The 22,988-nt window shown below is 70.0% G+C and carries 21 protein-coding genes; 11 read left to right on the top strand and 10 right to left on the bottom strand.

Going from position 1 to position 22,988, the window contains the following annotated elements; genetic code table 11:
• Positions 1 to 23: 23 nt before the first annotated feature.
• The 5 genes from ACQY4O_RS14685 to ACQY4O_RS14665 form a co-directional block, all read right to left on the bottom strand.
• Positions 24 to 1,535 (bottom strand): sugar ABC transporter ATP-binding protein, encoded by a 1,512-nt coding sequence (locus tag ACQY4O_RS14685; RefSeq protein WP_428377097.1) that lies wholly within the window; start codon positions 1,533 to 1,535, stop codon positions 24 to 26.
• A complete protein-coding gene (locus tag ACQY4O_RS14680) occupies positions 1,532 to 2,434 on the bottom strand; it encodes an ABC transporter permease (protein WP_428377096.1) in 903 nt (300 codons plus the stop codon). The genes ACQY4O_RS14685 and ACQY4O_RS14680 overlap by 4 nt, the downstream gene beginning before the upstream one ends.
• 163 nt (positions 2,435 to 2,597) lie before the next feature.
• Entirely contained in the window at positions 2,598 to 3,707 is a 1,110-nt protein-coding gene (locus tag ACQY4O_RS14675; RefSeq protein WP_428377095.1) for a sugar ABC transporter substrate-binding protein, read from the bottom strand.
• Positions 3,708 to 3,879: 172 nt separating this feature from the next.
• Positions 3,880 to 5,052: a potassium channel family protein gene (locus ACQY4O_RS14670; RefSeq protein ID WP_428377094.1), complete on the bottom strand. Its 1,173-nt coding sequence runs from the start codon at positions 5,050 to 5,052 to the stop codon at positions 3,880 to 3,882.
• 40 nt (positions 5,053 to 5,092) lie between these two features.
• Entirely contained in the window at positions 5,093 to 6,046 is a 954-nt protein-coding gene (locus ACQY4O_RS14665; RefSeq protein WP_428377093.1) for an NAD(P)-dependent oxidoreductase, read from the bottom strand.
• Between the two features lie 152 nt (positions 6,047 to 6,198).
• Here ACQY4O_RS14665 and larA point away from each other — a divergent pair, with 152 nt between their 5' ends.
• The 3 genes from larA to ACQY4O_RS14650 are packed head-to-tail and all read left to right on the top strand — an operon-like array spanning position 6,199 to position 8,964.
• Positions 6,199 to 7,509: a nickel-dependent lactate racemase gene (gene larA, locus ACQY4O_RS14660; protein WP_428377092.1), complete on the top strand. Its 1,311-nt coding sequence runs from the start codon at positions 6,199 to 6,201 to the stop codon at positions 7,507 to 7,509.
• Positions 7,509 to 8,444, top strand: a complete 936-nt coding sequence (locus tag ACQY4O_RS14655; protein ID WP_428377091.1) for a histone deacetylase family protein — start codon at positions 7,509 to 7,511, stop codon at positions 8,442 to 8,444. Before larA ends, ACQY4O_RS14655 begins: the two co-directional genes overlap by 1 nt.
• Before the next feature lie 10 nt (positions 8,445 to 8,454).
• Positions 8,455 to 8,964: a DoxX family protein gene (locus ACQY4O_RS14650; protein WP_428377090.1), complete on the top strand. Its 510-nt coding sequence runs from the start codon at positions 8,455 to 8,457 to the stop codon at positions 8,962 to 8,964.
• Between the two features lie 21 nt (positions 8,965 to 8,985).
• Here ACQY4O_RS14650 and ACQY4O_RS14645 read toward each other — a convergent pair whose 3' ends face one another.
• On the bottom strand, positions 8,986 to 9,852 hold the full coding sequence (locus tag ACQY4O_RS14645) for an SDR family NAD(P)-dependent oxidoreductase (protein ID WP_428377089.1): 867 nt from the start codon (positions 9,850 to 9,852) through the stop codon (positions 8,986 to 8,988).
• A 36-nt stretch (positions 9,853 to 9,888) separates the two neighbouring features.
• Complete coding sequence (locus tag ACQY4O_RS14640) at positions 9,889 to 10,827, bottom strand: sugar kinase (protein WP_428377088.1); 939 nt, start codon at positions 10,825 to 10,827, stop codon at positions 9,889 to 9,891.
• Positions 10,828 to 10,958: 131 nt separating this feature from the next.
• On the opposite strand from ACQY4O_RS14640, the gene ACQY4O_RS14635 reads away from it, so the two are divergent.
• The 5 genes from ACQY4O_RS14635 (at position 10,959) to ACQY4O_RS14615 (ending at position 16,630) form a co-directional block, all read left to right on the top strand.
• Positions 10,959 to 12,002, top strand: a complete 1,044-nt coding sequence (locus ACQY4O_RS14635) for a PilN domain-containing protein (RefSeq protein WP_428377087.1) — start codon at positions 10,959 to 10,961, stop codon at positions 12,000 to 12,002.
• Positions 12,002 to 12,646, top strand: coding sequence for a type II secretion system protein GspM (gene gspM / locus ACQY4O_RS14630; RefSeq protein ID WP_428377086.1), 645 nt, complete (start codon positions 12,002 to 12,004; stop codon positions 12,644 to 12,646). The genes ACQY4O_RS14635 and gspM overlap by 1 nt, the downstream gene beginning before the upstream one ends.
• A gap of 68 nt (positions 12,647 to 12,714) precedes the next feature.
• A complete protein-coding gene (locus ACQY4O_RS14625) occupies positions 12,715 to 13,365 on the top strand; it encodes a hypothetical protein (RefSeq protein WP_428377085.1) in 651 nt (216 codons plus the stop codon).
• Positions 13,366 to 15,777 (top strand): type II secretion system secretin GspD, encoded by a 2,412-nt coding sequence (gene gspD / locus ACQY4O_RS14620; protein ID WP_428377084.1) that lies wholly within the window; start codon positions 13,366 to 13,368, stop codon positions 15,775 to 15,777. It begins immediately after the preceding gene.
• A gap of 10 nt (positions 15,778 to 15,787) precedes the next feature.
• Entirely contained in the window at positions 15,788 to 16,630 is an 843-nt protein-coding gene (locus tag ACQY4O_RS14615) for a general secretion pathway protein GspK (RefSeq protein WP_428377083.1), read from the top strand.
• An 18-nt stretch (positions 16,631 to 16,648) separates the two neighbouring features.
• On the opposite strand, the gene ACQY4O_RS14610 is transcribed toward ACQY4O_RS14615, so the two are convergent.
• Positions 16,649 to 17,431: a class I SAM-dependent methyltransferase gene (locus tag ACQY4O_RS14610; RefSeq protein ID WP_428377082.1), complete on the bottom strand. Its 783-nt coding sequence runs from the start codon at positions 17,429 to 17,431 to the stop codon at positions 16,649 to 16,651.
• An 81-nt stretch (positions 17,432 to 17,512) separates the two neighbouring features.
• Between ACQY4O_RS14610 and ACQY4O_RS14605 the strand changes: the two genes are divergently transcribed.
• Positions 17,513 to 18,766, top strand: a complete 1,254-nt coding sequence (locus ACQY4O_RS14605) for a M48 family metallopeptidase (RefSeq protein WP_428377081.1) — start codon at positions 17,513 to 17,515, stop codon at positions 18,764 to 18,766.
• A gap of 207 nt (positions 18,767 to 18,973) precedes the next feature.
• A complete protein-coding gene (locus tag ACQY4O_RS14600) occupies positions 18,974 to 19,216 on the top strand; it encodes a hypothetical protein (RefSeq protein ID WP_428377080.1) in 243 nt (80 codons plus the stop codon).
• 157 nt (positions 19,217 to 19,373) lie between these two features.
• Here ACQY4O_RS14600 and ACQY4O_RS14595 read toward each other — a convergent pair whose 3' ends face one another.
• The gene (locus ACQY4O_RS14595; RefSeq protein WP_428377079.1) at positions 19,374 to 20,087 is read right to left on the bottom strand and encodes an HNH endonuclease; all 714 of its coding nucleotides are present in this window, start codon (positions 20,085 to 20,087) and stop codon (positions 19,374 to 19,376) included.
• Positions 20,088 to 20,312: 225 nt separating this feature from the next.
• Here ACQY4O_RS14595 and ACQY4O_RS14590 point away from each other — a divergent pair, with 225 nt between their 5' ends.
• On the top strand, positions 20,313 to 21,512 hold the full coding sequence (locus tag ACQY4O_RS14590; protein WP_428377078.1) for a TCR/Tet family MFS transporter: 1,200 nt from the start codon (positions 20,313 to 20,315) through the stop codon (positions 21,510 to 21,512).
• A gap of 7 nt (positions 21,513 to 21,519) precedes the next feature.
• On the opposite strand, the gene ACQY4O_RS14585 is transcribed toward ACQY4O_RS14590, so the two are convergent.
• Positions 21,520 to 22,932, bottom strand: a complete 1,413-nt coding sequence (locus tag ACQY4O_RS14585; RefSeq protein ID WP_428377077.1) for an NAD-dependent succinate-semialdehyde dehydrogenase — start codon at positions 22,930 to 22,932, stop codon at positions 21,520 to 21,522.
• Positions 22,933 to 22,988 lie beyond the last annotated feature (56 nt).

Genomic DNA, 22,988 nt, shown 5'->3' with positions numbered 1-22,988 from the left:
CCGGCATGTGCCCGCTCCCGCCTTCAGACCATGTGCTTAACGAGATCAACCTGCGCCGGCTTGCCGCCCGGAGGTGCCGCGAACCGCCCGGTGATGGTGCCGTCGCGCATCACCAGCACGGTGTGCGACAGCCCGATCAGCTCCTCCAGCGTGTCCGAGATCAGCAGGATCGCGACCCCGCTCGCCGACAGTTCGCGTATCAGGCTGTACACCTCCTCCTTGGCGCCGACATCCAGCCCGCGCGTGGGATGGTCGAGCACCAGGATGCGGCTGCCCGCGTTCATCCAGCGCGCCAGCACGACCTTCTGCTGGTTGCCGCCGCTGAGCCTGCGGCAGGCGACCTCGACATTCGGCGCCTTGATGCGCAGCCGCTCCAACCAGTGCTGCGCCAGCCTGCGCTCGCGGCCATGGTCGATCAGCAGGCCGCCGCGCATGACCTGGTCCAGACTGGTCAGGCTGATATTGGCGGCAATCGACAGGAACATCACCAGCCCCTCGATGCGGCGCTCGCGTGGAATGGTGCCGATGCCGCGCCGGACCGCCTCCTTCGGCGTGCGCAGCCGCACCTCCTGGCCCCCCATCTCGATGGTCCCCGAGCCGGCGCGCACGAAGCCGCCGAGGCAGCGCGTCACCTCCTCGCGGCCGGAGCCGAGCACGCCGGCGATGCCGAGCACCTCGCTTTCGTGCAGCGCGAGATCGACATCATGGAACAGGCCCTCGGCGCCGAGTCCGCGCGCCTGCAGCACAATACGATCGCCCGGCGGACGCTGCAGCGGCTCCTTGTAGTATTCGGTCTGCAGGCTGCGCCCGACCATCGCCTGGTGCAGGTCGGCGACCGCGACCGCGCCGGCCGCATGCTCGCCGACGACCCTTCCGTCCTTCATCACCGTGATGCGGTCACTCAGCCGCAGCACCTCGTCGAGCCGGTGCGACACGAACACGAAGCTGGCGCGCGCCCGCAAGGCGCGGACGCGCGAGAACAGCAGTTCCACCTCGGCCTGGTTCAGCACCGAGGTCGGCTCGTCCAGCAGGATCAACAGCTGCCGGTGCGTGGTGTCCTCCAGCGTCAGCGCCTTCGCCAGCTCCACCATCTGGCGCTGCGCGAAGCTCAGCTCCGACGTGCGCGCGGCGACGTCGATCTCGACACCGATCTTGGCGAGCTGCGCCCGCGCCGCCTGCTGCATGCGTCGCGGCATGATGGCGCCGAAGCGCATGAAGCGGGCTTCCTGGCCGATGAAGATGTTCTCCGCGACGCTCATGTTGAGCAGCAGCGACTGCTCCTGGAACACCATGCCGATGCCGTGCGCCGCGGCATCCTGCGTGCCCGACAGACGCAACGGCGCGCCGTCGAGCGTCAGTGTGCCGGCGCTCGGCCGCACCGTGCCGGACAATATGCGCATCAGCGTCGACTTGCCGGCGCCGTTCTCGCCGATCAGCCCCAGCACCTCGCCGGCGCGCACGTCGAGCGAGACATCGTGCAGCACCTGCAGCGCACCGTAGGATTTCGACAGGTTGCGCGCCGTGAGCAGGCTCATTTGACGATCCGCAATATCTTGCGGTCGAGCGTGAGCGCGACGGCGGCGATGATCATCAGCCCCTGCACGGTCTCCTGCACGTAGGGCGAGATGCCGAGCAGGATCATGCCGTTGCCGAGCACGGTCACGATCAGCACGCCGATCAGCGTGTTGACCACGCCGCCCTCGCCACCAGTCAGCGCGGTCCCCCCGACCACCACCGCGGTCACCGTGGCGAACAGCCTGCCGTCGCCGATCACCGCGTTCGACTGCCCGAGCTGGGCCGCCGCGATGATCCCGCCAAGCGCATAGAAGAACCCCGCGAGGGTGAAGGCGAGAATGCGCACCCGGCGCACGGCGATGCCGGACAGTTCGGCAATCTCCTCGGCCCCGCCGACCGCCACGATGTGCCGCCCGAGCCGGGTGCGATACTGGATGAAGGCTCCGAGCAGCAGGGCCGCGATCGCGATCCAGACCGAGAACGGCACCCCTGCGAAACGGTCCAGCGCCAGCCCGCGCAACTGCATGTCGGTCAGCCGCACCGCCGAGCCGCCGAGCAGCCAGGTCGCAGCCCCGAGGCAGATGAACCACATGCCAAGCGTCGCCATGAAGGACGGGATGCGCAGCAGCGTCTGCACCAGTCCGGAGGCGAGCCCGGCCAGCATGGTGAGCGCGATCGCGGCCAGCGGCGCCAGCCAGCCGAGATCCTGCGCATTGGCGTCATTGGCGCCGAGCAGCACCACCACCATCGCCGAGATCGCCACCATGCCCTCGACGGAGAGATCGATGCTGCCGAGCAGGATGATGAACGTCTCGCCGATGCCGATCATCAGCGGCACCGACGCGGTGCTGGCAATGCGCACGAGGTTGCGCGGCGTGATGAAGCGCGGGTTGGCGAACGCGAGCCCGATGCCGAGCACCAGCAGGACGAGGAGGGGCGCCCAGCTTCTATAGCGTTTTAGCCAGGCCAGGGCGCTGCCCTGGACCCGCTGGGGCCGCAGGCCCCAGACCCCGATTCTAAAAGTAATGGGTTTCAAAGGCTTGCCTTTGATGGGGTCCAGGGGCAAAGCCCCTGGCCTTCGATCATCCCGCGCGCGCCGGCGCTGCCTGGTTGCCGCGCAACGGGCCGGCGATGTTGCCCCACAGGTCGTTGTAGTGCAGCGCCGGATGCGACTTCACGTTTGTCGCGACGTATTCGTCGACATTGTCGCGGGTGATCAGCGTGGTCTTGCCGTAGAACTGCCGATGCAGCGGCGGCTCGCGGGCCACGTCGATGGCGTGCGTGGCCGCGTGGTAGCCGATCGACAGCCCCATGCCGCCCTGCCAGAACGGGTTGGAACTCATGGTGCAGGCGAACTCGCCGCTTTTCACCGCATCGAGACCGGTCTTGATCGCGTCGATGCCGACCACCGGCACCTTGCCGGCCGAGCCCGCCGCGCGCAGCGCCTCGAGCACGCCGGTCGCCATGTCGTCGTTGGCGGCCCAGATGCCCTTGATGTCGTCGCCGAAGCGGGTCAGCAGCCCGTTGGTGATGGTGTAGGCGTTGGTCGCCTTCCAGTCGGCGACCTGGAAGTCGAGCAGCTTGATGTTCGGGTTCGCCGCGAGCGCCTGCTGCAGCCCGAGCTTGCGCTCGATCGCGGCAGTGTTGGAGATCAGGCCGCCGATGCCGATGATGCCGCCCGACCCGCCAATGGCCTTGAACAGATGCTCGGCGATGGTGCGCCCGCTGGCGACGCCATCGAAGCCGATATAGCTGACGTAATACGGGTTGAAATTCTCCGGCAGCAGGTCGGCCGGCTTGTTCCACTGCGTCACCACATAGGCGCCGGCCTTGGCGCAGGCCTCGACGATCGGCCGCGCATCCGGCGTGTCGTTCGGGTCCGAATTGAGGATCATGTTGCCGCCGGTGCGGGCCAGCATGGCGCGTATGTCGGAAATGCCCTTCTCGCTGTTGCCCTCGGAGACCAGCACCGTGTGCTGCAGGCCGACCGACTTGGCGAAGGCGTCCGCGCCCTGTTTCCAGACCGCGTGATAGGGATTGGACAATGACCGGATCGACGTGACCAGCGTCGGCGGCGAGGCGGCCGATCCGCGTCGCGTCCAGGGGAGGCAGAGCAGGCCTGCCCCCGCTCCGGCGAGCAGCTGCCGCCGCCCGATCCTGCAGCCACGCCCCTTGGCACCATCATCCCGCATGGAGATCTCCCGGATCGTTGTTCCTGCCCACGGCGCCGGTGTTCCGGCTGCCCAGTCGAAGCGAGCTAGTCGTATGACAACCCCTCGATCCGACGACGGTATGCGGTCCTGCGGCTGCCCACAAGAGCGATCGTGCGAGCCGGCCTGTCGAGCCGTGGGCGCGGGCTGCCGATCAGGGCGGCCGGCGCCAGAGGCGGCCGCGCGTGCCGCCCGGGATGTCATTGCGGTCGGTGAGTTGCTTGATCAGCCGGCTCGCGATCTGACCGCGATGGCCGTCCTGCCAGTGATCGGCCGCATCGTCCGCCGCCACCCAGCCGGGCAGCGGCAGCAGCAGGATGGTCGCCAGTCCCGCGAGCAGCGGTTCGTAGGTCGCGCGCAGGGCCACGAGCGTCCTCGCACCCTGGGCGTCGCTGGTCCATTTCAGCCCGCTGCCGACGAGCAGCGCCTCCAGCCGGGCGAGATCCTCGGGGGGCAGCCGGTCGAACCCCCGGGTCGGGGTCGGCGTGACGGCGAGCGTGCGTGCCATCTCGACCACCACCTGGCGCGCCATGGTGAAGGTCATGCGCGCCTGCAGCGGGGGCAGGTCGTCGAGGCCAACCAGGATCAGCGCGCAGGTGTCCATCACCGCCGCCAGCGCGGCGAGCCAGGACTGGTTGTCGTGCTGCGACCGGTAATAGACCAGCATCGGGTAGGAGAGATGGCTCTCCAGCAGCTCGGACGCCCAGACCTCCCACTCGCGCAGCAGGTCGTCGAGCTTGTCCAGCCCGCGTCCCTCGGCGTGCCGCGTCAGCATGGTGCCGGCGGTCGGCGGCGAGCCCGCGCGCCCGTCGAGCTGGATCACGTGCGCCTCGCGCCGGGAGAAGAGCTGGTACAGCACCGGCAGGTAGCCGATCACCACGGCGATGAAGCCGATGCCGCTGCCAGCCTCGACCACGCTCAGGGCGCGCGCCGCGGCGCTGTGCGGCACCACGTCGCCGTAGCCCAGGGTGAAGAAGGTGACCCCGCTCATGTAGAGCTGTTCGGACAACGGCGAGCGGGCCGAGCCGGCCTGCGTCTGCAGCACCCACTCCACCATGCCGAAGCCGGCGATCAGGGCTCCCGACCAGAGCGCGAACAGCATCACCATCGACAGCGCCCCGAACACGCTGAGGAAGTGCTCGCGGCGTGGCCCGGCGGCGAGGCGCAGCCCGACGGCCGCCCAGACCGCCCAGCCGGCGGCGAAATAATACCGCATCAGGCGGAAGCGCCGATACACCCGGCGCGGCAGCAGCATGACCTCGAAGGCGTCCTGCAGCACGATGACGAGCAGCGCCACCGCCAGCACCCCGACCGGCAGCCGGATCATGCGGCGGCCCCTTGCTGCATGCCGGCTGCCCGCCCGACCGTCAGGCGCCCGGCAGCGTCACCCCGTTCGCCTGCGCGATCGAGGCCGCGAGATGCGGCAGGTAGCGCTCGCCGTCGCCGAGCCCGACCGCCAGCGCCAGCGCGTTGCGCACCGCGCTGCCCACCGGGTTCGCGGCGGACACCGCGCCGGCGACGTTGGCCATGTAGGTCATGTCTTTCAGCGCGTTGCGCATGGTGAAGCGATGCGCCTCGTGGTTGCCGCCGACCACATGCTCGAAGAAGGTCTGGAAGAACGGGCAGTCCATGCGTCCGCCGGCCAGCACCTTGTGGATGATCTGGGGCGTGATGCCGGACTTGGCGCCGAGCATCAGCGCTTCGGCATAGATCGCGGCATAGCCGAGCGAGACCGAGTTGTTGAGCAGCTTGAGCGTGTGGCCGGTGCCGACCTCGCCGGTCTCGACCACGCGGCGCGCGAAGCAGTCCAGCAGCGGGCGGGCCTCGGCGAGATCGGCGGCAGCGCCGCCGGCCATGACGTCGAGGGTGCCCTCCCAGGCCTCGCGCGGGCTGCGCGACAGCGGCGCGTCCACGATCCGGATGGATTGCGCCGCGAGCTTGTGCGCGAGTTGCCGTGTGCTCTCCGGCTCCGAGGTCGAGCAGTCGATCAGCAGCAGCGGACGTCCCGCCGAGGCGAGCCCGTCCGGCCCGAGCACCAGCGCCTCGACCTGCGGGGTGCCGGTCACGCACAGCACGATGCGGTCGCACACCTCCGCCATCGCGCGCGGCGAGGTGGCCTCTGTGGCGCCACGGGTCTTGAGGTCCTCGACCGCTGCCGCCTTACGGTGGCGCAGCACGACCAGGTCGAACCCCTTCTCGACGATGTTCTTCGCCATTCCGTGTCCCATCAGCCCGACGCCGATGAAACCGACCTTGCCTTGTGCCATGTGTATCGTCCTGTGCTGTGCCGCCCGGCTATGCAGTCTTCCGTCGCTGGACATCCAGCTTCGTCTTGTTATCATACAACTCGGCAAGATCAATCCGCAGAGACGTCTCATGAGTGCCACGACTTCATCGAGGACCCCGACGGCTACAGGATCGAGCTGATCGACCTCGACACCACCATAATCCAGTAGAGTACGGGGTTCACATCATGCAGCAGGTCGGACTGTCGTTCGGGCGCGGACATCTGCAGGTTGCCGTGCCGGACGGCGCGCGCGCGACCGTCATACGCAAGCATCCGCTTCCCAGGCTTGCGGACGCCGCCGCCGCGGTTCGCCAGGCCTTCGCCGCCCCGGTCGGCAGCCCGCCTCTGCATGAGCTCGCGCGCGGACGGCTCAGCGCCTGCATCCTGATCTGCGACATCACCCGGCCGGTGCCGAACCATCTGTTCCTGCGGCCGATGATCGAGACCATGATCGCGGGCGGCATCCCGCGCGCGGCGATCACCGTGCTGGTCGCCACCGGCCTGCACCGGCCGAACGAGGGTGACGAACTGCGCGAGCTTGTTGGCTGTGACTGGGTGCTCGCCAATGTCCGTGTGGAGAACCATTTCGCCCGCGACGATGCGGCGCATGTCGATCTCGGCGTGACGGAAGGCCGCCGTACCCCGATCGGCATCGACCGACGCTTTGTCGACGCCGATCTGCGCATCGCCACCGGCCTGGTCGAGCCGCACTTCATGGCCGGGTGGTCCGGTGGTCGCAAGGTGGTGGCACCGGGCATCGCCCACCACACCACCATACGCACCTTCCATTCGGCGCGGTTCATGGAGGACCCGCTGGCGATCCAGTGCAACCTGGTCGGCAACCCGCTGCACGAGGAGCAGCTCGAGATCGTGCAGCGAATCGGCGAGATCTATGCACTGAACACCGTGCTCGACGAGGACCGGGCTCTCGCCTGCGTCACCTTCGGCGAGATCATCGCGAGCCACCTGGCCGCGGTAGCGTTCGCGACCGATGCGACCAGGGTGCCCGCCCCGCGCCGGTATCACACCGTGGTGACGTCCTCGGCCGGCTATCCGCTCGACAAGACCTACTACCAGACCGTCAAGGGCATGGTGACGCCGCTCGATATCCTCGCACCCGGCGGCACGCTGATCATGGTCTCGGAATGTTCGGAAGGCTTCGGCTCGCAGGAGTTCCGGCATGCGCAGGAGCGGCTGGTCGAGCTGGGCATGGAGCGGTTCCTCGCGACACTGACGGCCAAGTCGCTGGCCGAGATCGACGAGTGGCAGACCGAGATGCAGCTCAAGCCGATGCGGCTCGGGCGCGTGGCGCTGTATACCACCGGCCTCGATGCCCAGGAGCGGCGCATCACCGGGGTCGAGCTGATCGATGACGTCGCGACGGCCATCGAGGCCAGCATCCTCCGCCACGGCGATCCGCACGTGGCCTTCATCCCCGAGGGACCGTATGTGGTTCCGTTCTGTTCGACGGTGCATGACCGGCCGATCGCGGCCTGATGCCGGTCGGACTGTTCACCCACTCCGACTGCCTCGGACACGAGACCGGCCCGGGCCATCCGGAATCCCCCGACCGACTGCGCGCGGTCTGGCGGGCGCTTGAGCACCCGGACTTCGCCACGCTCCGGCGAGAAGACGCGCCGCTGGCAACCAACGCACAACTCGCTCTCGCCCATCCCGCCGCCCATGTCAGGCGTCTGCTGGCGACGCGGCCGCCGGCGCCCGCGCTGGCGCGGCTGGACGAGGATACGCTGGTCAGTGCCGGAAGCATCGACGCGGCGCTGCGCGCGGCGGGTGCTGCCTGCGCTGCGGTGGACGCGGTCATGCAGGGGCGCTGCGAGGCCGCCTTCGCCGCGGTGCGGCCGCCGGGGCATCACGCGGAGGCCGCGCGCGCGATGGGGTTCTGCCTGTTCAGCAGCGCCGCGATCGCCGCCTTGCATGCCAGGACGCGATGGGGCCTGCAGCGTATCGCGGTGGCGGATTTCGACGTGCATCACGGCAACGGCACGCAGGCGATCCTGCAGCATGATCCGGGGCTGTTCTTCGCCAGCTCGCACCAGTCGCCCTGCTACCCCGGCACCGGGGCCGCCAGCGAGCGCGGCGCGGCGAACAACGTGGTGAACCTGCCGCTGCCGCCCGGGAGTGGTTCGAAGGCGTTCCGGCAGGGCTGGAGCGAGACGATCCTGCCCGCCCTCGACGCCTTCGCCCCCGGGTTGCTGATCATCTCTGCGGGGTTCGATGCGCATCGCGCCGATCCGCTGGCGCAACTGACGCTGGAGGTGGACGATTTCCGCTGGATCACCGAGGCGCTTGTCGCACTGGCGGACCGGCACTGCGGCGGCCGTGTCGTCTCGCTGCTGGAAGGCGGCTACGACCTCGCGGCCCTCGCCGCCTCGAGTGCCGCGCATGTGCGGGCGCTGATGCGCCAATCTTGATACACCAGTGATGGCGCTGCCCAGCCAAGCACCTCCGGGACCGGTTTTTGCACGACGACACGCCATCGCACGCTGGCCGCTCGCGGCCATCTACCTCGCAGCCGGGCTCTTCCACCTGTCCATACCGGGCACCTTCCTGATGATCACACCGGACTGGGTGCCGTTCCGGCACCTGGTGATCATCGCGACCGGGCTGTGCGAGATCGCCGGTGCGATCGCGCTCAACACCCGTCTGCGCCGGGCGGCCGGCGTTGCATTGGCGCTCTATGCGATCTGCGTCTATCCGGCCAACATCAAGCACGCGCTGTACGGGTTGCCCGCCGGGCAGATGCAACTCGGCTGGTGGTATCACGCCCCCCGGCTGGCGCTGCAGCCGGTCCTGGTCTGGTGGGCGCTCTATGCGGGCGACGTCATCGAGTGGCCGTTCGCGCGCGCGGCGCCCAGCTTCGGTGGCGCTTCAGCAGGCCAGGGCGCTGCCCTGGACCCGCTGGGGCCGCAGGCCCCAGACCCCGATTCTTAACGTAATGGATTTCAAACTCGCTCACGGGGTCTCGGATTTGCCCATCTGCAGGAAGCTGTCGAACGCGTCGGCGTGCGCCGGATGCCAGCGCGACAAGGGCGGCCGGTTCTGCACGATGTCGCCCATCGCCCAGAGCATGCGTCGCTCGTCGGTCGGCCGGTCGACGTCGTTATCCGGGCAGAGGATGTAGAAATCGCCGGCCTCGATCGCGGCCAGCATGAAATCGACGGTCTGCTCCGGCGTCCAGGCCGCCGCCGGCTTTTCGGTGCGGCCGTTGGCGGTCAGGCCGGTGAAGACGAAGCCCGGGATCAGCAGGTGCGCACTCACGCGGCAATCCGGGATGTTGCGCAGCTCGTGCTGCAGCGTCTCGGTGAACACCTTCACCGCGGCCTTGGACACGTTGTAGGCGGCATTGCCCGGCGGCGTGGTGATGCCCTGCTTGGAGCCAGTATTGATCACCAGCGCCGGGCGGCCATGCTCGATCATCGCCGGCACGAAACACTGCGCGCCATGCACCACGCCCCACATGTTGACGTCGATGATGCGCGCCCAGGCTGAATCGCTTCCACTCTTGGAACTGCCGAGCGCGGTGCTGGCGGGCTGGATGCCGGCATTGTTCATCAGCACGTCGGGTGCGCCGAACCGGTCCAGCACGGCGTCGCGCACCCGCACGATTTCGTCCAGGCGGCCGATGTCGGCGGCAATCGTCAGGATGTCCGCGGCCCCCTGCAGCTCGGCCGCCGCCGCCTGCAGCCGGGCCGGTTCCAGATCGACCAGGCATAGCTTCATCCCAACGCCGGCGCAGCGTCGGGCGGCGGCAAGCCCGATGCCGGAAGCCCCTCCGGTGATGACGGCGACGCGCGAGGCGGTAAAGGCCGGATGCGGCATGGTGCTTATCCTGCAGGGATGGGTCAGGCGGTGGGGTCAGGCGGGGGCGAGGGCCGCCCACACCGCGTCGGCGCGGGGGATCGGGCCGACGGCGCCGAAGCCCATGGTCGAGAGGGCGGCGGCGCACCCGGCATAACGCACGGCAGCCTCCGGCGGATCGCCGGCGATGCACCGGGCAAGGAAGCTGCCGCAGAACACGTCGCCGGCGCCGGTGGCGTCCACCGGGGAACAGGCATGCGGCGCGACCCGCAGCCGGTGGTCCGGCGTCGCCAGCAGCGCGCCTTGCGACCCCATCTTCAGCACCACCAGCCGTGGCCCGAGCCGGAGATAGAAGTCGGCCACCGCGTCCGGATCGGCGAGGCCGGTGAGGGCGGCGGCATCGTCGAGGCCGGGGAAGGCGATGTCGGCGCCGCGCACGGCTTCGTGGATCACGCCGGCGGCGCGCCGGGGCGGCCACAGCCTGGGCCGGTAGTTGGTGTCGAAGGAGACCTGCGCGCCGCCGGCGCGGGCGACGTCGATGGCCTCCAGCACGGCGTCGGCGGCACTGTTCGAGATGCCGAGGCTGATCCCCGAGGCGTGCAGCACGCGCGCCACGCCGATCGCCGCCCGCGGCAACTCGGCCGTGCCGTAGGCGCTCGCCGCCGAGCCGCTCCGGTAGTAGCTGAAATGGTGCCCCGCTTCGTCGTGGCTGACGAAGTAGATGCCGGTCGGCTGGGCGCTGCTCCGGCGCACGAACCCGGTGCCGACGCCTTCGCGCTGCCAGAGCGCCATCAGGGCATCCCCGGCGCTGTCCGCGCCGACCGCGCTGATGTAGGCGGCGCGCGCACCCTGGCGCGCGGCGGCGATCGCCACGGTCGAGGTGTCGCCACCGAAATGCGGAGTGAAGCGTTCCCGCTGGCCGCTTCCCGGCGGCGCAGACGAGTTATACTCCAGCAGCGGCTCACCGATGCTCAACAGCTCGAAGGGTTCGGTCATGCGCTGGTCCATCGCCTTGCGGCCATGCTGGCCCGGCGCCGGCGCCGCTGTCCATGCGTCGCCGTGACGCCTTGATGACAACAGGCCGGCGACTTTGTGTTTGCCGGGTCTTTTGCTAGATCGTGGGCCGGATGATCTCGGAAGTCCTGTCCTGGTGGGCGCAGCAGATGCGCGGCCTGATCCCCGCGCGCTTCTGGCCGGCGGACCCGGCGGACGTCAACGCCCTGCTGGCCACCCCGGGTCCATCCGGCAATCTCGCGATCAGCCTGCGTCGCAACGGGCAGGAAACGCTGCTTGGCGTGCATGAGCCGGGCGATGCGACGTTGCGGCGGCTGCGGTCCGAGCATCCCGGCGCGATCCTGTTGCTGCGCCTGCCGGAGGCGACCGTCCTGGTTCGCGACGTCTCGCTGCCGCTGGCCGCGGAGGCCGAATACGAGCGCGTGCTCGGCTACGAGATGGACCGCCTGACGCCGTTCTCGGCGGCCGACGTGTTCTGGGCGGCGGCGATCGTGCGCCGCAACCGTGCGGTCGGGCGGCTCGATCTGCGGCTCAACCTGGTGCCGCGGGCCTGGCTCGCGGCACCGCTGGCGCTGCTGGCCGAGGCCGGCCTGCGGCCAGCGGCGATCGAGGCCGGGGGAGTCGAAGGCACGGGTGGCCCCGGTGCGCCGCCGCTGCGGATCGCGCTGGCGCACGACGTGCGCCAGGGGAGCGTCGAGCGCCTGAAGCTCCGCGTGGCGGCCGGTGCCTGCGCCGCCCTGGCGCTGGTCGCGATCGTGCTGCCCTTCATCCTGCAGTCGATCGCCGCCGGCCGCACCGAGCACCGCATCGCCGCGTTGCAGCCCCAGGTGGCGCAGGTGCAGGCGTTGCGGCGGACCCTGCTGGCCGGCAGCGCCGGGGCCGACGCCATCGCGCAAGCGCGCCGCCGGCTCGGCGACCCGCTGCGCCTGATGGCGGCGCTGACACGGGTGCTGCCGGACGACACCTATCTGAGCGACCTGACGCTGCGCACCGGCAGCATGACCGTGACCGGCCAGTCGGCCAGCGCGGTGCGGCTGATCCCGGCGCTGAGCGCCGATCCGGCCTTTGCGGCACCCGCCTTCTCGGCGCCGGTCACCCGCATCGAGGCGAGCAACACCGACCTGTTCTCGATCCGCGCCCGCGTCGCCGCCCGCTGATGGCGCTGGCCCTCCCTTTGCCTCTGCCGGGCGGCCAGCGCGGCCGCATCCTGGCGCTGCTGCTCACGCTGCTGGCGGCGGCATTGCTCTGGTGGGCGGCAGCAGGCCCGCTGCTCGGCTGGTATGCCGACCGGCAGGACGGGCTCGCGCAACGCGAGGCGCTGGCGACGCGGATGGCGCTGCTGGTGCAACGGCTGCCGGCGCTGCGCCAGCAGGTGCGCGACGCGGCGCATGCCGGCGATCCCGGCGCCCACGCTTTGATCGAGGGCAGCAGCGATGCGGTGGCCGGGGCCGCGATCCAGGAGAAGGTGGCCGCGCTGGCGACGGCACTCGGCGTCAGCCTGTCCTCGACCGAGACGCTGGCCGGTGCGCCGGATGGCGCCTACCGGCGGGTCGGGGTGCGGATCTCGCTCGATGCGCCGTTCCCGGTGGTCGTGCATCTGCTTGCCGCGATCGACAGCGCCCAGCCGAGCCTGCTCGTCGATGACCTGCAGATGCACGGCGCCCGCATCCTCGGCCAGCCGGAGTCGGCACCGCTGAACGTCGCCTTCACCGTGCTGGGATTCAGGCACCCGGACCAGGGCGAGGCGCCGCCGGATGCAAGGGCGCCCGCAGGCGCCGGTGCGGACGACCAGGGCGGGTAGGCGCGATGCTGCGGTACCGTTTTGTTGCGCTGGTTGCGCTCGCTGCCCTGCTCGTGGGAGCAATCGCCGTGGAACTGCTGGGCCCGGCAGCCGGAGAGCAGGTGCGATCGACAGCCATATCCAGCCGGCAGCCCGCAGCCGGCCGCCAGACGCCGCCGGCGCTGCCGTCGGGCACCCAGGGTGGGGCCTTGCAGGAGGCGTGGAGCCGCACGATCCTGGAGCGGCCGCTGTTCAGCCCGTCGCGCCGACCGAGCGCCGCCGCCGCGGCCGCCGCCACGGCGCCGCCGCGCCTGGCCGGCATCATCGTCGGACCGGCCGGCGACCACGCAATCTTTGCCGGCGCCGGCGACGCCCGCGCGATCCTCGCCGGTGTCGGCGCCCAGGTCGGACCCTACCTGATCCGCGCGATCACCGCCGACGGGATCGATGTGACCGGCCCGAACGGCAAGCAGCACATGCTGCCGCATTACGACAATAACGGGCCGCCGACCCAGGCTGCCGGAACCCCAGGCCAGCGGACGCCGCCGCCGCCGGGGACTTCCATCCTGGACATGCTGCGCGCGCGCCTGCGCCCCGGCGGCGGGGCGCTGCCGGCCGGTGCGCCCGCGCGTGGGGGCGCGATGCCCGGACCGTTCAGGCCGCAGGTCGCGGCTCCCGCCGGCAGCAGCCCGCCGCCCGGCGTCGGGCTGCCCGCCGCTACGAATCCCTCCCGCCGATAAATGAGCGACATGTCTGTGCCGATGTCTCTGCCGCCTGGCCGCCTGACCGGCCCTTCCGCCTCAGGGCGGTCCCTGCTGCTCGCCACCAGCCTGCTGGTGGCGCTGGCCGGGTGCAGTCCGCCGGACCAGCCGGTGATCGGGCCGCTGCCCGCCCCCAGCCGATCGTATCCGCGGGTCGAGCCTCGCATCGATGGCGGCCTCGGAGCGCCGACCGCGGTGGGACCGGCGCTGTACAGCTATGGCCGCAGCCCGGGGGGCGCCGGCAGCGCGCAAGGCGCGCCGAACGCCCGCATCGACGAGCGCGGCACCATCACGCTGGATTTCGCCGATACCGACATCCGCGACGCGGCGTCGCAGATCCTCGGCACGCTGCTGAAGGTCAACTACACGATCGATCCCGCAGTGAAGGGCACCGTGACCCTGCATACCGCGACCCCGCTCACCACGCGCCAGCTGCTGCCGACGATGCAGGCACTGCTGGCCCAGGTCGGCGCCGAGATGCTGCAGTCGGGCGGCCTGTACCGGATCGTGAGCGTCGGCGTCGCCGGGGGCGCCGGTGGGGCCGGCGCCGGCAGCTCGGCCAACATGGCGCTGGCGGAGGGGGCGTCGGTCGGCGGCGCCTCCGCGGTGCAGCTGCACTATGCCAATGCGGAGGATCTCGCCAAGGCGCTGCAGCCGTTCGTCGGCCAGGGCGCCAAGGTCACCGCCGTGCCGGGCAGCAACGCACTGCTGATCGCGGGCGACCCGCAGGCGCGCAACACGCTGCTCGACATGGTCTCGGCGTTCGACGTCGATGCGCTGGCCGGGCAGTCCTACGTGCTGCTGCCGGTCGAGAGCGGCACCGCCAAGGACATGGCGTCCTCGCTGCAGGACGCGCTGCGCGGCCAGAACAAGACGCTCGCCGATATCGTCCGGGTGATCCCGATGAGCCGGGTCGATGCGGTGCTGGTGACCTCGCCGCAGCCCTCGTACATCACGGCGGCGCGCCGCCTGTTCGCGCTGATCGAGCGCAGCCGGCGCAACACGATCCGCGCCTGGCACGTGTACTACCTGCAGAACAGCCACGCCGACGACACCGCCAACCTGCTGCAGCAGGCCTTCACCCCGAACAACGTGACGGTGCAGCCGAGCCCGCCAAGGCAGCTGCCGCAGGGCGGGGCACTCAGCGGCCAGCAGTCCGGCAGCGGCAGCACGCTGGGCACCGGCAGCTCGCTCGGCGGCGGCAACTCGCTCAGCGGCAGCGGCGGCGGCATCGGCGGCGGCAGCATCGGCGGCATCGGCAGCAGTACCGGCTCGAGCTCCGGCGGCGGCAGCAGCGCCGGCTCGACCGGCAGCCCGACGCCCCCGAGCGGTGGCGGGGCGTCCGCCAACCCGCTGCTGGGAGGGCTGGACAATGCCGGCGGCAACGGCGCCTCCGCCGACAACACCATGCGCATCATCGCGAACACGCAGAACAATGCGGTGCTGGTGTACGGAACCGAACACGAAACCGATGCGGTCAGCCAGATGCTGCGACGGATCGACATCGTCCCGTTGCAGGTACGGATCGACGCCATCGTCGCCGAGGTCGACCTCAACGACAACCTGCAATACGGCACCCAGTTCTTCTTCAAGTCGGGCGGCATCAACGGCGTGCTCAGCAACGCCAGCACGTCCGTCACAGGTACAATTGCCAACACGGTGTCCACCGCGGGCCTCGGCGCCACCCTGCCCGGCCTGGTGATCGGTGGTCTCGGCGCCGGCGGCGGCCCGCTGGCGATCTCGGCGCTGCAAGCGGTCACCAAGGTGCATGTGCTGTCCTCGCCCGAGCTCATGGTGGTGGACAACCAGCCGGCGCGCCTGCAGGTCGGTTCGCTGGTGCCGTACCAGAGCGGCACCGCGCAGAGCACGCTGACCAGCACGGCGTCCATCGTGAGCCAGATCCAGTACCAGCCGATCGGCGTGATCCTGGAGGTGACGCCGCGCATCAACACCGGCGGCATGGTGACGCTCGATGTCAGCCAGGAGGTGAGCACGGTGGCGACCGGCGTCACCACCGTGGGCGTCAACTCGCCGACCTTCAACACCCAGAACGTCAATTCGCGGGTGGTGGTGGCGGACGGCCAGACGGTCGGCATCGCCGGCCTGATCCGCGACAACACCAACCGCGCTAGCAGCGGCATTCCGTGGCTGAAGGACATCCCGCTGCTCGGGCTGCTGGGCGGTACGCAGACCAACACCCGCATGCGCGAGGAGCTGCTGGTGCTGATCACGCCGCATGTGGTGCGCGACCAGCACGACGCGCAGGCCCTGACCGAGGATTTGCGCGAGCATCTCAGCGGCGCCGCGGCGGTGCCGGACGACTCCGCGGCGGCGAACGGCAGCGCCGATCCGAATCAGCGGCTCAAGCGCAGCCTGAACCTCGAACACTGAGAGAGGCGGTTTGAAAACGCCTCTGCGCCCGAATGGCACTTGGCAGGCCCGCGAGGCGGGCTTTGCGCTGCTGATCGTGTTGTGGACGCTGGCGCTGCTGTCGCTGCTGATCAGCCAGATCGCCGGCTCGGGGCGACAGGCAGTGCGTCTCGCGGGCAACCTGAGGAATGCCGCGGCGCTGCAGGCGGCGGCCGATGGCGCGGTGCAGGAAGCCGGCTACCATCTGGTCGCCGGCGGCACCGCGCACTGGCCGGCGAACGGCGCGGTGCACGATCTGCGGCAGGACGGCGCCGGCATCCGGGTGCGCCTCGACAACCAGGCCGGCCTGATCAACCCGAGCATTGCATCGGTCGAACTGCTGGCCGGGTTGCTGCGCGCCTGCGGCGCGGAAAGCGGTGCCGCGGTGCAGGCGGCGTCCGCGATGGTGGCCTGGCGCTATCCCGGTGCGCAGACGGATTTCGGGCCGGCGGCATACCGGCAGGCCGGCCGCGATTACGGCCCTCCGGGAGCCGCGTTCGAGAGCCTGGCCGAGATCGGGCTGGTGCTGGGAGTAACCCCGAACCTGCTGGCCTGCATGGTGCCGCATCTCTCGCTGTATCGCGACACCGACCCCGATCCGAATGCTGCCGATCCGGTGGTGCTGCGAGCCATCGAACTTGCGACCGGCGCGGCGCCGGCGCTGACCAACGCCGAGGCCGACGAGACGGTCGTGCTGGTGAGCGCGGTGGCGACCGGACCGGATGGGGCGCGGGCGGCCCGGCAGGCAGTGCTGCGGGTGGAGCCGCCCAACCAGGCCGGCGGCCGCACCGCCGTCGCTGTTCCGCCGTTCGATGTCATGACCTGGCAGCGTTGAAGGGCGGCGAAGCGCTGATCAGCCGGCCACGGCGATGCAGGTGACGGTATCGATCTCGAAGCTGCCGTCGGGTTCGATCCGGAAATGCTCGCGCACCGCAGCGGGCGCTGTCGCCTGCAGCGCGAGGATCGCCTGCGTCCGCAGCATCTCGGTGCTGGTACGGTCGATCCACGCCGTGAAGTCCAGCCTCAGCCGTCGCGGCGTGATCCCGCCGACCTGCAGACCCGCACGCGCCAGCGCCGCCACCCATTCGGCCAGCGTATAGTTGCGCACGTGCGACGCATCGCGCAGCACCTCGATCGCCTGCAGGTAGGTGTCGAGCAGGGCCGAGGCCGGCGTGACGGTGTCGATGAAGACCGCGCGTCCGCCGGGCCCGAGCACCCGCAGCACCTCGCGCAGCCCGGCCTCGAAGCCGTGCCAGTGATGCGCGCTGAAACGCGACAGCACGAAGTCGAAGCGGCCGTCTGCGAACGGCAACCGCTCGGCGGCCGCCTGCTGCACGGTGATGTTGGCAAGCCCACGCGCCCGCGCCTCGGCGGCCACCGCCTCCAGCATGCTGGGCGTCAGGTCGCACGCCACCACCTGCGCCACATGCGGCGCCGCGCGGAAGCTGACATGGCCGCCGCCGCAGCCGAGATCGAGCACCCGCGCACCGTGTCCCGTCTCGCGTAGCAGCGCCTCGACCTGGTCGAGGTCGGCGCCGCTGCTGTGGGTGGGGCTGCTGACATAGGCCTGGGCGCGCGGCGCATACTGCGCGGCGACGAAGGCGTGGCCGGCGCGCTCGATCTCGCTGGTGCCCATCGCTAACCCTCCCGGTGACACCAGGCCTGCATGCCTCTTTCGCCGCCTGGCTGGAAGCCATAGATCTGCACGGCCGGCCTGTTGCTGACGCTGGAGATCCTGCCCGTGCCGATCCTGCTGCTGGCCTATCTCGCGCTCTGCACCGCCTGGTGGGCGTTCGAGTTCTATGTCGGGCGGCGGCAGGCGGCCTGCGTGCGGCGCCATCGCGAGCAGGTCCCGGCCGCCTTCGCCGCGTCGGTGACGCTCGAGGACCATCGCCGTTCGGCGGACTACACAGGCGACCGGTTGCGCCTCGACGCGTTCGCGTCTGCCGCCGATCTGGCCATCACCTTCGTCGCCCTGCTGTGGGCGCTCGATGCCGTCACCGGCCTGGTGTCCGGCTGGATGGCGCCGTCGATCGGCCGCAGCCTGGTGATCCTCGGCATCCTCGGCCTCGGCTCGAGCCTGGTGTCGCTGCCGCTGGCGGCGGCGCGCGACCTCGGGCTGGAGCAGCGCTACGGCTTCAACCGCAAGACCCCCGGCCTGTTCATCCGTGACCGGCTCAAGGGGATGCTGCTGACCGCGCTCATCGGCGGCCCGCTGGCGGCCGGCATCCTGTGGGCGCTGCGCGACCTGAAGGGACCGTGGTGGATCTACACCTGGGCGGCGCTGACCGTCCTCATGCTGGCCGCGCCGACCGTCTATGTCCGCCTCGTCGCACCCTGGTTCAACCGCTTCACGCCGCTCGACGGGGACCTCGCGGCACGCCTGGAGGCGCTGCTCGCCCGCTGCGGCTTTCGCTCCGACGGGCTGTTCGAGATGGACGCGTCGCGCCGGTCCAGCCGGGGCAACGCCTTCTTCGTGGGCTTCGGCCCGACCAAGCGCATCGTGCTGTTCGACACCCTGCTGGCGAAACACGCGCCCGACGAGATCGAGGCGATCGTTGCGCACGAACTCGGGCACTTCAAGCATCGCCATACCCTGACCGGCGCGCTGCGCAGCATCGTCACCCTGTTCGCGATGCTGGCGGTGGTCGGCTGGCTGTGCCGGCAGCCCTGGCTGCTGTCCGGCTTCGGCATGCGACACGCCGACCCGGCGCTGGGTCTGCTGCTCGGCTTCATGCTGGCCTCGGCGGCGTCCCCGGTGCTCGGCCTGTTCGGCCGCGCGATCTCGCGCCGGCACGAGTTCCAGGCCGACGATTTTGCCCGTTCGATGGTGGGGGCGGCGCCGATGGTCTCGGCGCTGACCCGGCTGGCGCGCGACAATGCCAGCACGCTGACGCCCGATCCGCTGTTCTCCCTGGTGCACGACACGCATCCGCCGGTTCCGGTCCGGGTCGCGCACCTGCTCGCCTGACCTTTGCTGGCCGGGCCGGAACCGACGCCGATCGGGCCGATCAACCGCCAGCGAGGCAACGAGACGCGAGGCCCTGGACGCCACCGTCCAGCGGCTCGCGATGCATCAGGCGCGCGGCACCGCACCCGTGACCAACGACGCGCTGGTGCTGCTGCGCGTCCTGGCCGACTATCCCGAGATCGTACCGGATGCGAAGGAGCGCACGAAGTGAGCGACCAGCCGAGTGACATGGTGATGCCTACCCTGCGGGCGATCCAGGCCGATCTTGGCGCGCTGAAAACCGACACCGCAGTCATCCGGCGACAACTGACCGCGCTGACCCTGGATGTGGCCAGAGTGCGCCAGGACACCGCTGGCGACAGGGTGACCCGAGCGCACGCCGAGGAACGCATGGATGCCTTGGAGGATCGCCTGGCGCTGCTCGAGAGCAAGCTGGCGAACGGCCCTTAACCTCGCACCGCGTCGAGCAGCTCAGCTTCGAGACCGAGTTCGAGGATCCGGCGCCGCTGGTGGAGGCCTTCGCCGTCGTCGGTATCAGGCCGTAGGACCAGACCGAGCATCGGCGTACAGCCATCCCACGATCGTGGAGAACTCGCTGTCGAGTGAGCTACTCCAGGCGAGCAGACTCGCGATGAGACCCGAGGAATGAGCCCTGCTTCGTGGACGGCGCACGAGTGAGTCGACTACCCTGCCTTATACCGAGAGTTGCAGTGGGATCTGGTCCAAGCTGAGGGTGGAACAGCATCGACCCATCATCTCCGAACGAGATGAGTATTGCGTCGAAGGCTGCATCCAGAGTTGCAACGAGCAGGATGCCGTTTTCAGGATCCAGGCGCTCCGCGTTGCTGCTCTTGCTCCAGGGCTTGATGTGGGACGCTCTCAGCAATGCGGGCACGTCGACGTTCGTGACAGCGCATCTGTTCTCGTAGATCCGCATCAGGTCGTCACGAAAGTTGCCCTGTCCTATCCGTGCGGCTATCAGCGCGGCCCGCTCGGTTTCGGGGACATCCGATCCCTCGTCGGGATCGACGACAGCGGTCAGGAAATCTTCCATGCTGAACGAGATCGTTCTTGCGGAAGCCTGCAACGCGTATTTCTGTATGTCCGCGGCGATCCTGGTGCGAACAGAAAGCTCGCCACCGCTAGTGACAAGGAAACTGCCGCGAACCTGACGCCGGCCGAAATGTACGGTGGCATCTAGATAATCGCCGTCCCGGATATCGTGAGCCGACCTAATATCCTGCGGGATTTGCCAACTCGTGAACGTCCGGCGGCGCTCAGTTCCCCGGACCAGGGACTTGCTCCATTTGATTTGCGGCATTCAATCCACCCGAAACGAAAAGCGGGCTCCAGCGTACCCAAGCTGACGAGACTGTAACACACAAGATTGCGCTCGTACGCCTGAAATGGACTTCCAGTGGCCTGCCCCCTGGTTGTTCGTCATTCATAAGCGGGCTTCATGCACGACATGGCACCGCCCGCGTTGGCATACGGTCGAATGCTGCTATAGCGCGCCCTTGGCGAAGCTCGCCGACCGGGAGTCTTGATGAGGCGCGCGATGGCCGTGCTGTATCTGGCAGCCTTCATCGACGCGACCAGCGTCGGCCTGATCATTCCGATCCTGCCCACGCTGCTCCGGCGGCTGGCGGGAGGCGGCCCGGTGGTCCTGCAGTACGGCCTGCTGGTTGCCGCCTTCGCCGCGATGCAGTTCCTGTTCGCCCCGGTTCTGGGCGCGCTGAGCGACCGGTTCGGACGACGCCCCATCCTGCTGCTGTCGCTGGCCGGCGGGACCGTGGACTACCTGCTGACCGGCTTTGCGCTATCGCTCTGGCTGCTGTTCGCAGCACGCCTGATCGGCGGCATGACCGCCGCCAACCTCGCCGTCGTCTCCGCGATGATTGCCGACCTGACGCCACAGGAGGAACGCTCCGGCCGCTATGGCACCATGAATGCGGCGCTCGGCGTGGGCTGGATCGCCGGGCCGGCGCTGGGCGGCAGCTTCGGCCAGATGTCGCCGGTGTTGCCCTTCCTGCTGGCGGCGGGCTTCAACGGCCTCAACCTGCTGCTCGCGGTTTTCCTGCTGCCGGAGCCGCGGCGACCGCACGGCGCCGTGCGTCCGCCGGTGCGGCTGGCGCAACTCAACGTCTTCGCTTCGCTGCGCTGGATTGGCAGCCTGCCGGGGCTGGCGCCGCTCATCGCGCTCTACGCCATGCTCTGCCTGCTCGCCCAGATCCCGGGCTCGCTGTGGGTGCTGTACGGGCAGGCCCGCTACGGCTGGGGGCCTGCACTCGTCGGCTGGTCGTTCGCCTGGTTCGGGCTGTTGTTCGCACTGGCGCAGATGCTGCTCCCCGGCCCGATGACCCGTTCCCTGGGCGAGCGGCGCACCCTGCTGATCGGGCTGGGTCTGGATGTGGCGGCCTGCGCCCTGATGGGCATCGCCCGCCGCGGCTGGATGCCCTTCGCCATCACGCCGCTGTTCGGCGCCTCCGGTGTCGGAACGCCCGCGCTGCAGAGCGCCATGTCACGCGAAGTGGGCGAGGACCGGCAGGGCGAATTGCAGGGCAGCCTTGCGAGCCTCAACAGCCTCTCGGGCGTGCTCGGACCGATCCTGGCGACGCTGGCGTTCGGCGCAACGCGCCTGGACATGCCCGGCGCGGTCTGGTTCGTCGCGGCGCTCGGCTATGCAGCCTGCATGGTGTCGGTGGGCGTGCGGTCCCGCCTGGAGCGGTCCGCGCAGACTCTGTAGCCGGACCTCAGCCCTTCCGGGTCCAGACGACCTGCGCGTTGACGAACTCGCGGATGCCGAAATGCGACAGCTCGCGGCCGTAGCCGCTGCGCTTGACGCCGCCGACCGGCGTGCGCGGGTCGGACGCGGTGAAGCCGTTGATGAACACGCCGCCTGCCTCGATGCGCCGGGCCAGGCGCTTGGCGCCGTCGATGTCGCGGGTCCAGAGGTTCGAGCTCAGCCCGTATTCGGTGGCGTTGGCGAGCGTGAGCGCATGCTCGGCGTCGCTTGCCACGATGATGGCGGCCACCGGGCCGAACATCTCCTCGTCGAACGCGGTGTTGCCGGGTCCCAGGTCGGCGAGGATGGTCGGCTCGTAGAACCAGCCCGGCCCCTGGCGCCTGTGGCCGCCGAGCAGCACGCGGGCGCCCTGCGCGATCGCCTTTTGCACCTGCTGGTCAAGCGTCTCGCGCAGATCCTCGCGCGCGATCGGGCCGATGGTGGTGGCGGGGTCGGTGGGATCGCCGGCCACCAGATTGCGGGCCGCGTCCACGAACCTGCGGGTGAAGTCGCCGGCGATCGGCTGCTCCAGGATGAACCGCTTGGCGGCGAGGCAGACCTGGCCGCAATTGCCGAACCGGCCGCCGAGTGCGGCTGCGACCGCGCGCTCGATGTCGGCATCGGCCAGCACGACGAAGGGGTCCGACCCGCCCAGCTCCAGCACCGACTTCTTCAGCGCGCGACCCGCCAGGGCGGCGACCGCGCTGCCGGCGCGCGGACTGCCGGTCAGGGTGACGGCGGCAATGCGCGGATCGCCGATGATCGCCTCGACCGGGTCGTTGTCGACATTGACCACGCCGAACACGCCGGCAGGGGCGCCCGCCTGCAGCCATGCGGCCTCCAGCGCGTAGGCCGAGCCCATCACGTTGGGGGCATGCTTGAGCAGGAAGCCATTGCCGCCGAGCGTGATCGGCACGGCGGCGCGGATCGCCTGCCACAACGGGAAGTTCCACGGCATGATGCCGAGCACGGTGCCGATCGGCAGGTAGGCGACATAGACGTCTTCACCCTCGACCGGTGCCGGTTCGTCGGCGATGAGTGCCGGCCCGTGCTCGGAGAACCAGCGCGCGGTGTTGGCGCATTTGCGGACCTCGGCGCGCGCCTCGGCCAGGGTCTTGCCCATCTCGGCGGTGATCAGCGCGGCCAGCGCCTCGACATCGCGCTCCAGGATCCCGGCCAGCCTTGCCAGCACGGCGGCGCGTTGCGCGACCGGGGTCTCGCGCCAGGCGCGGTAGCCGGTTTGCGCCGCTGCGAGCCGCCGCTCGATCGCGGCTGCATCGTCATACGGATAGTGCGCGAAGACCTCGCCCGTGGCCGGGTTGCGCGAGACCGCCGCCTGGCCGGATGACGCATCGCGATGATCAGGCAACATGTCCGGCATCGTCCTGCTCCTTCTGTGCAGCGCTGCATTTGGGGGCCGGTGGCAGGCAGCACCAG

This window comes from Lichenicoccus sp., from assembly GCF_965277665.1.
Classification (GTDB): Bacteria; Pseudomonadota; Alphaproteobacteria; order Acetobacterales; family Acetobacteraceae; genus Lichenicoccus.
Note: the sequence above shows the minus strand (reverse complement) of the source record. Positions and strands in the feature narration are given on the sequence as shown.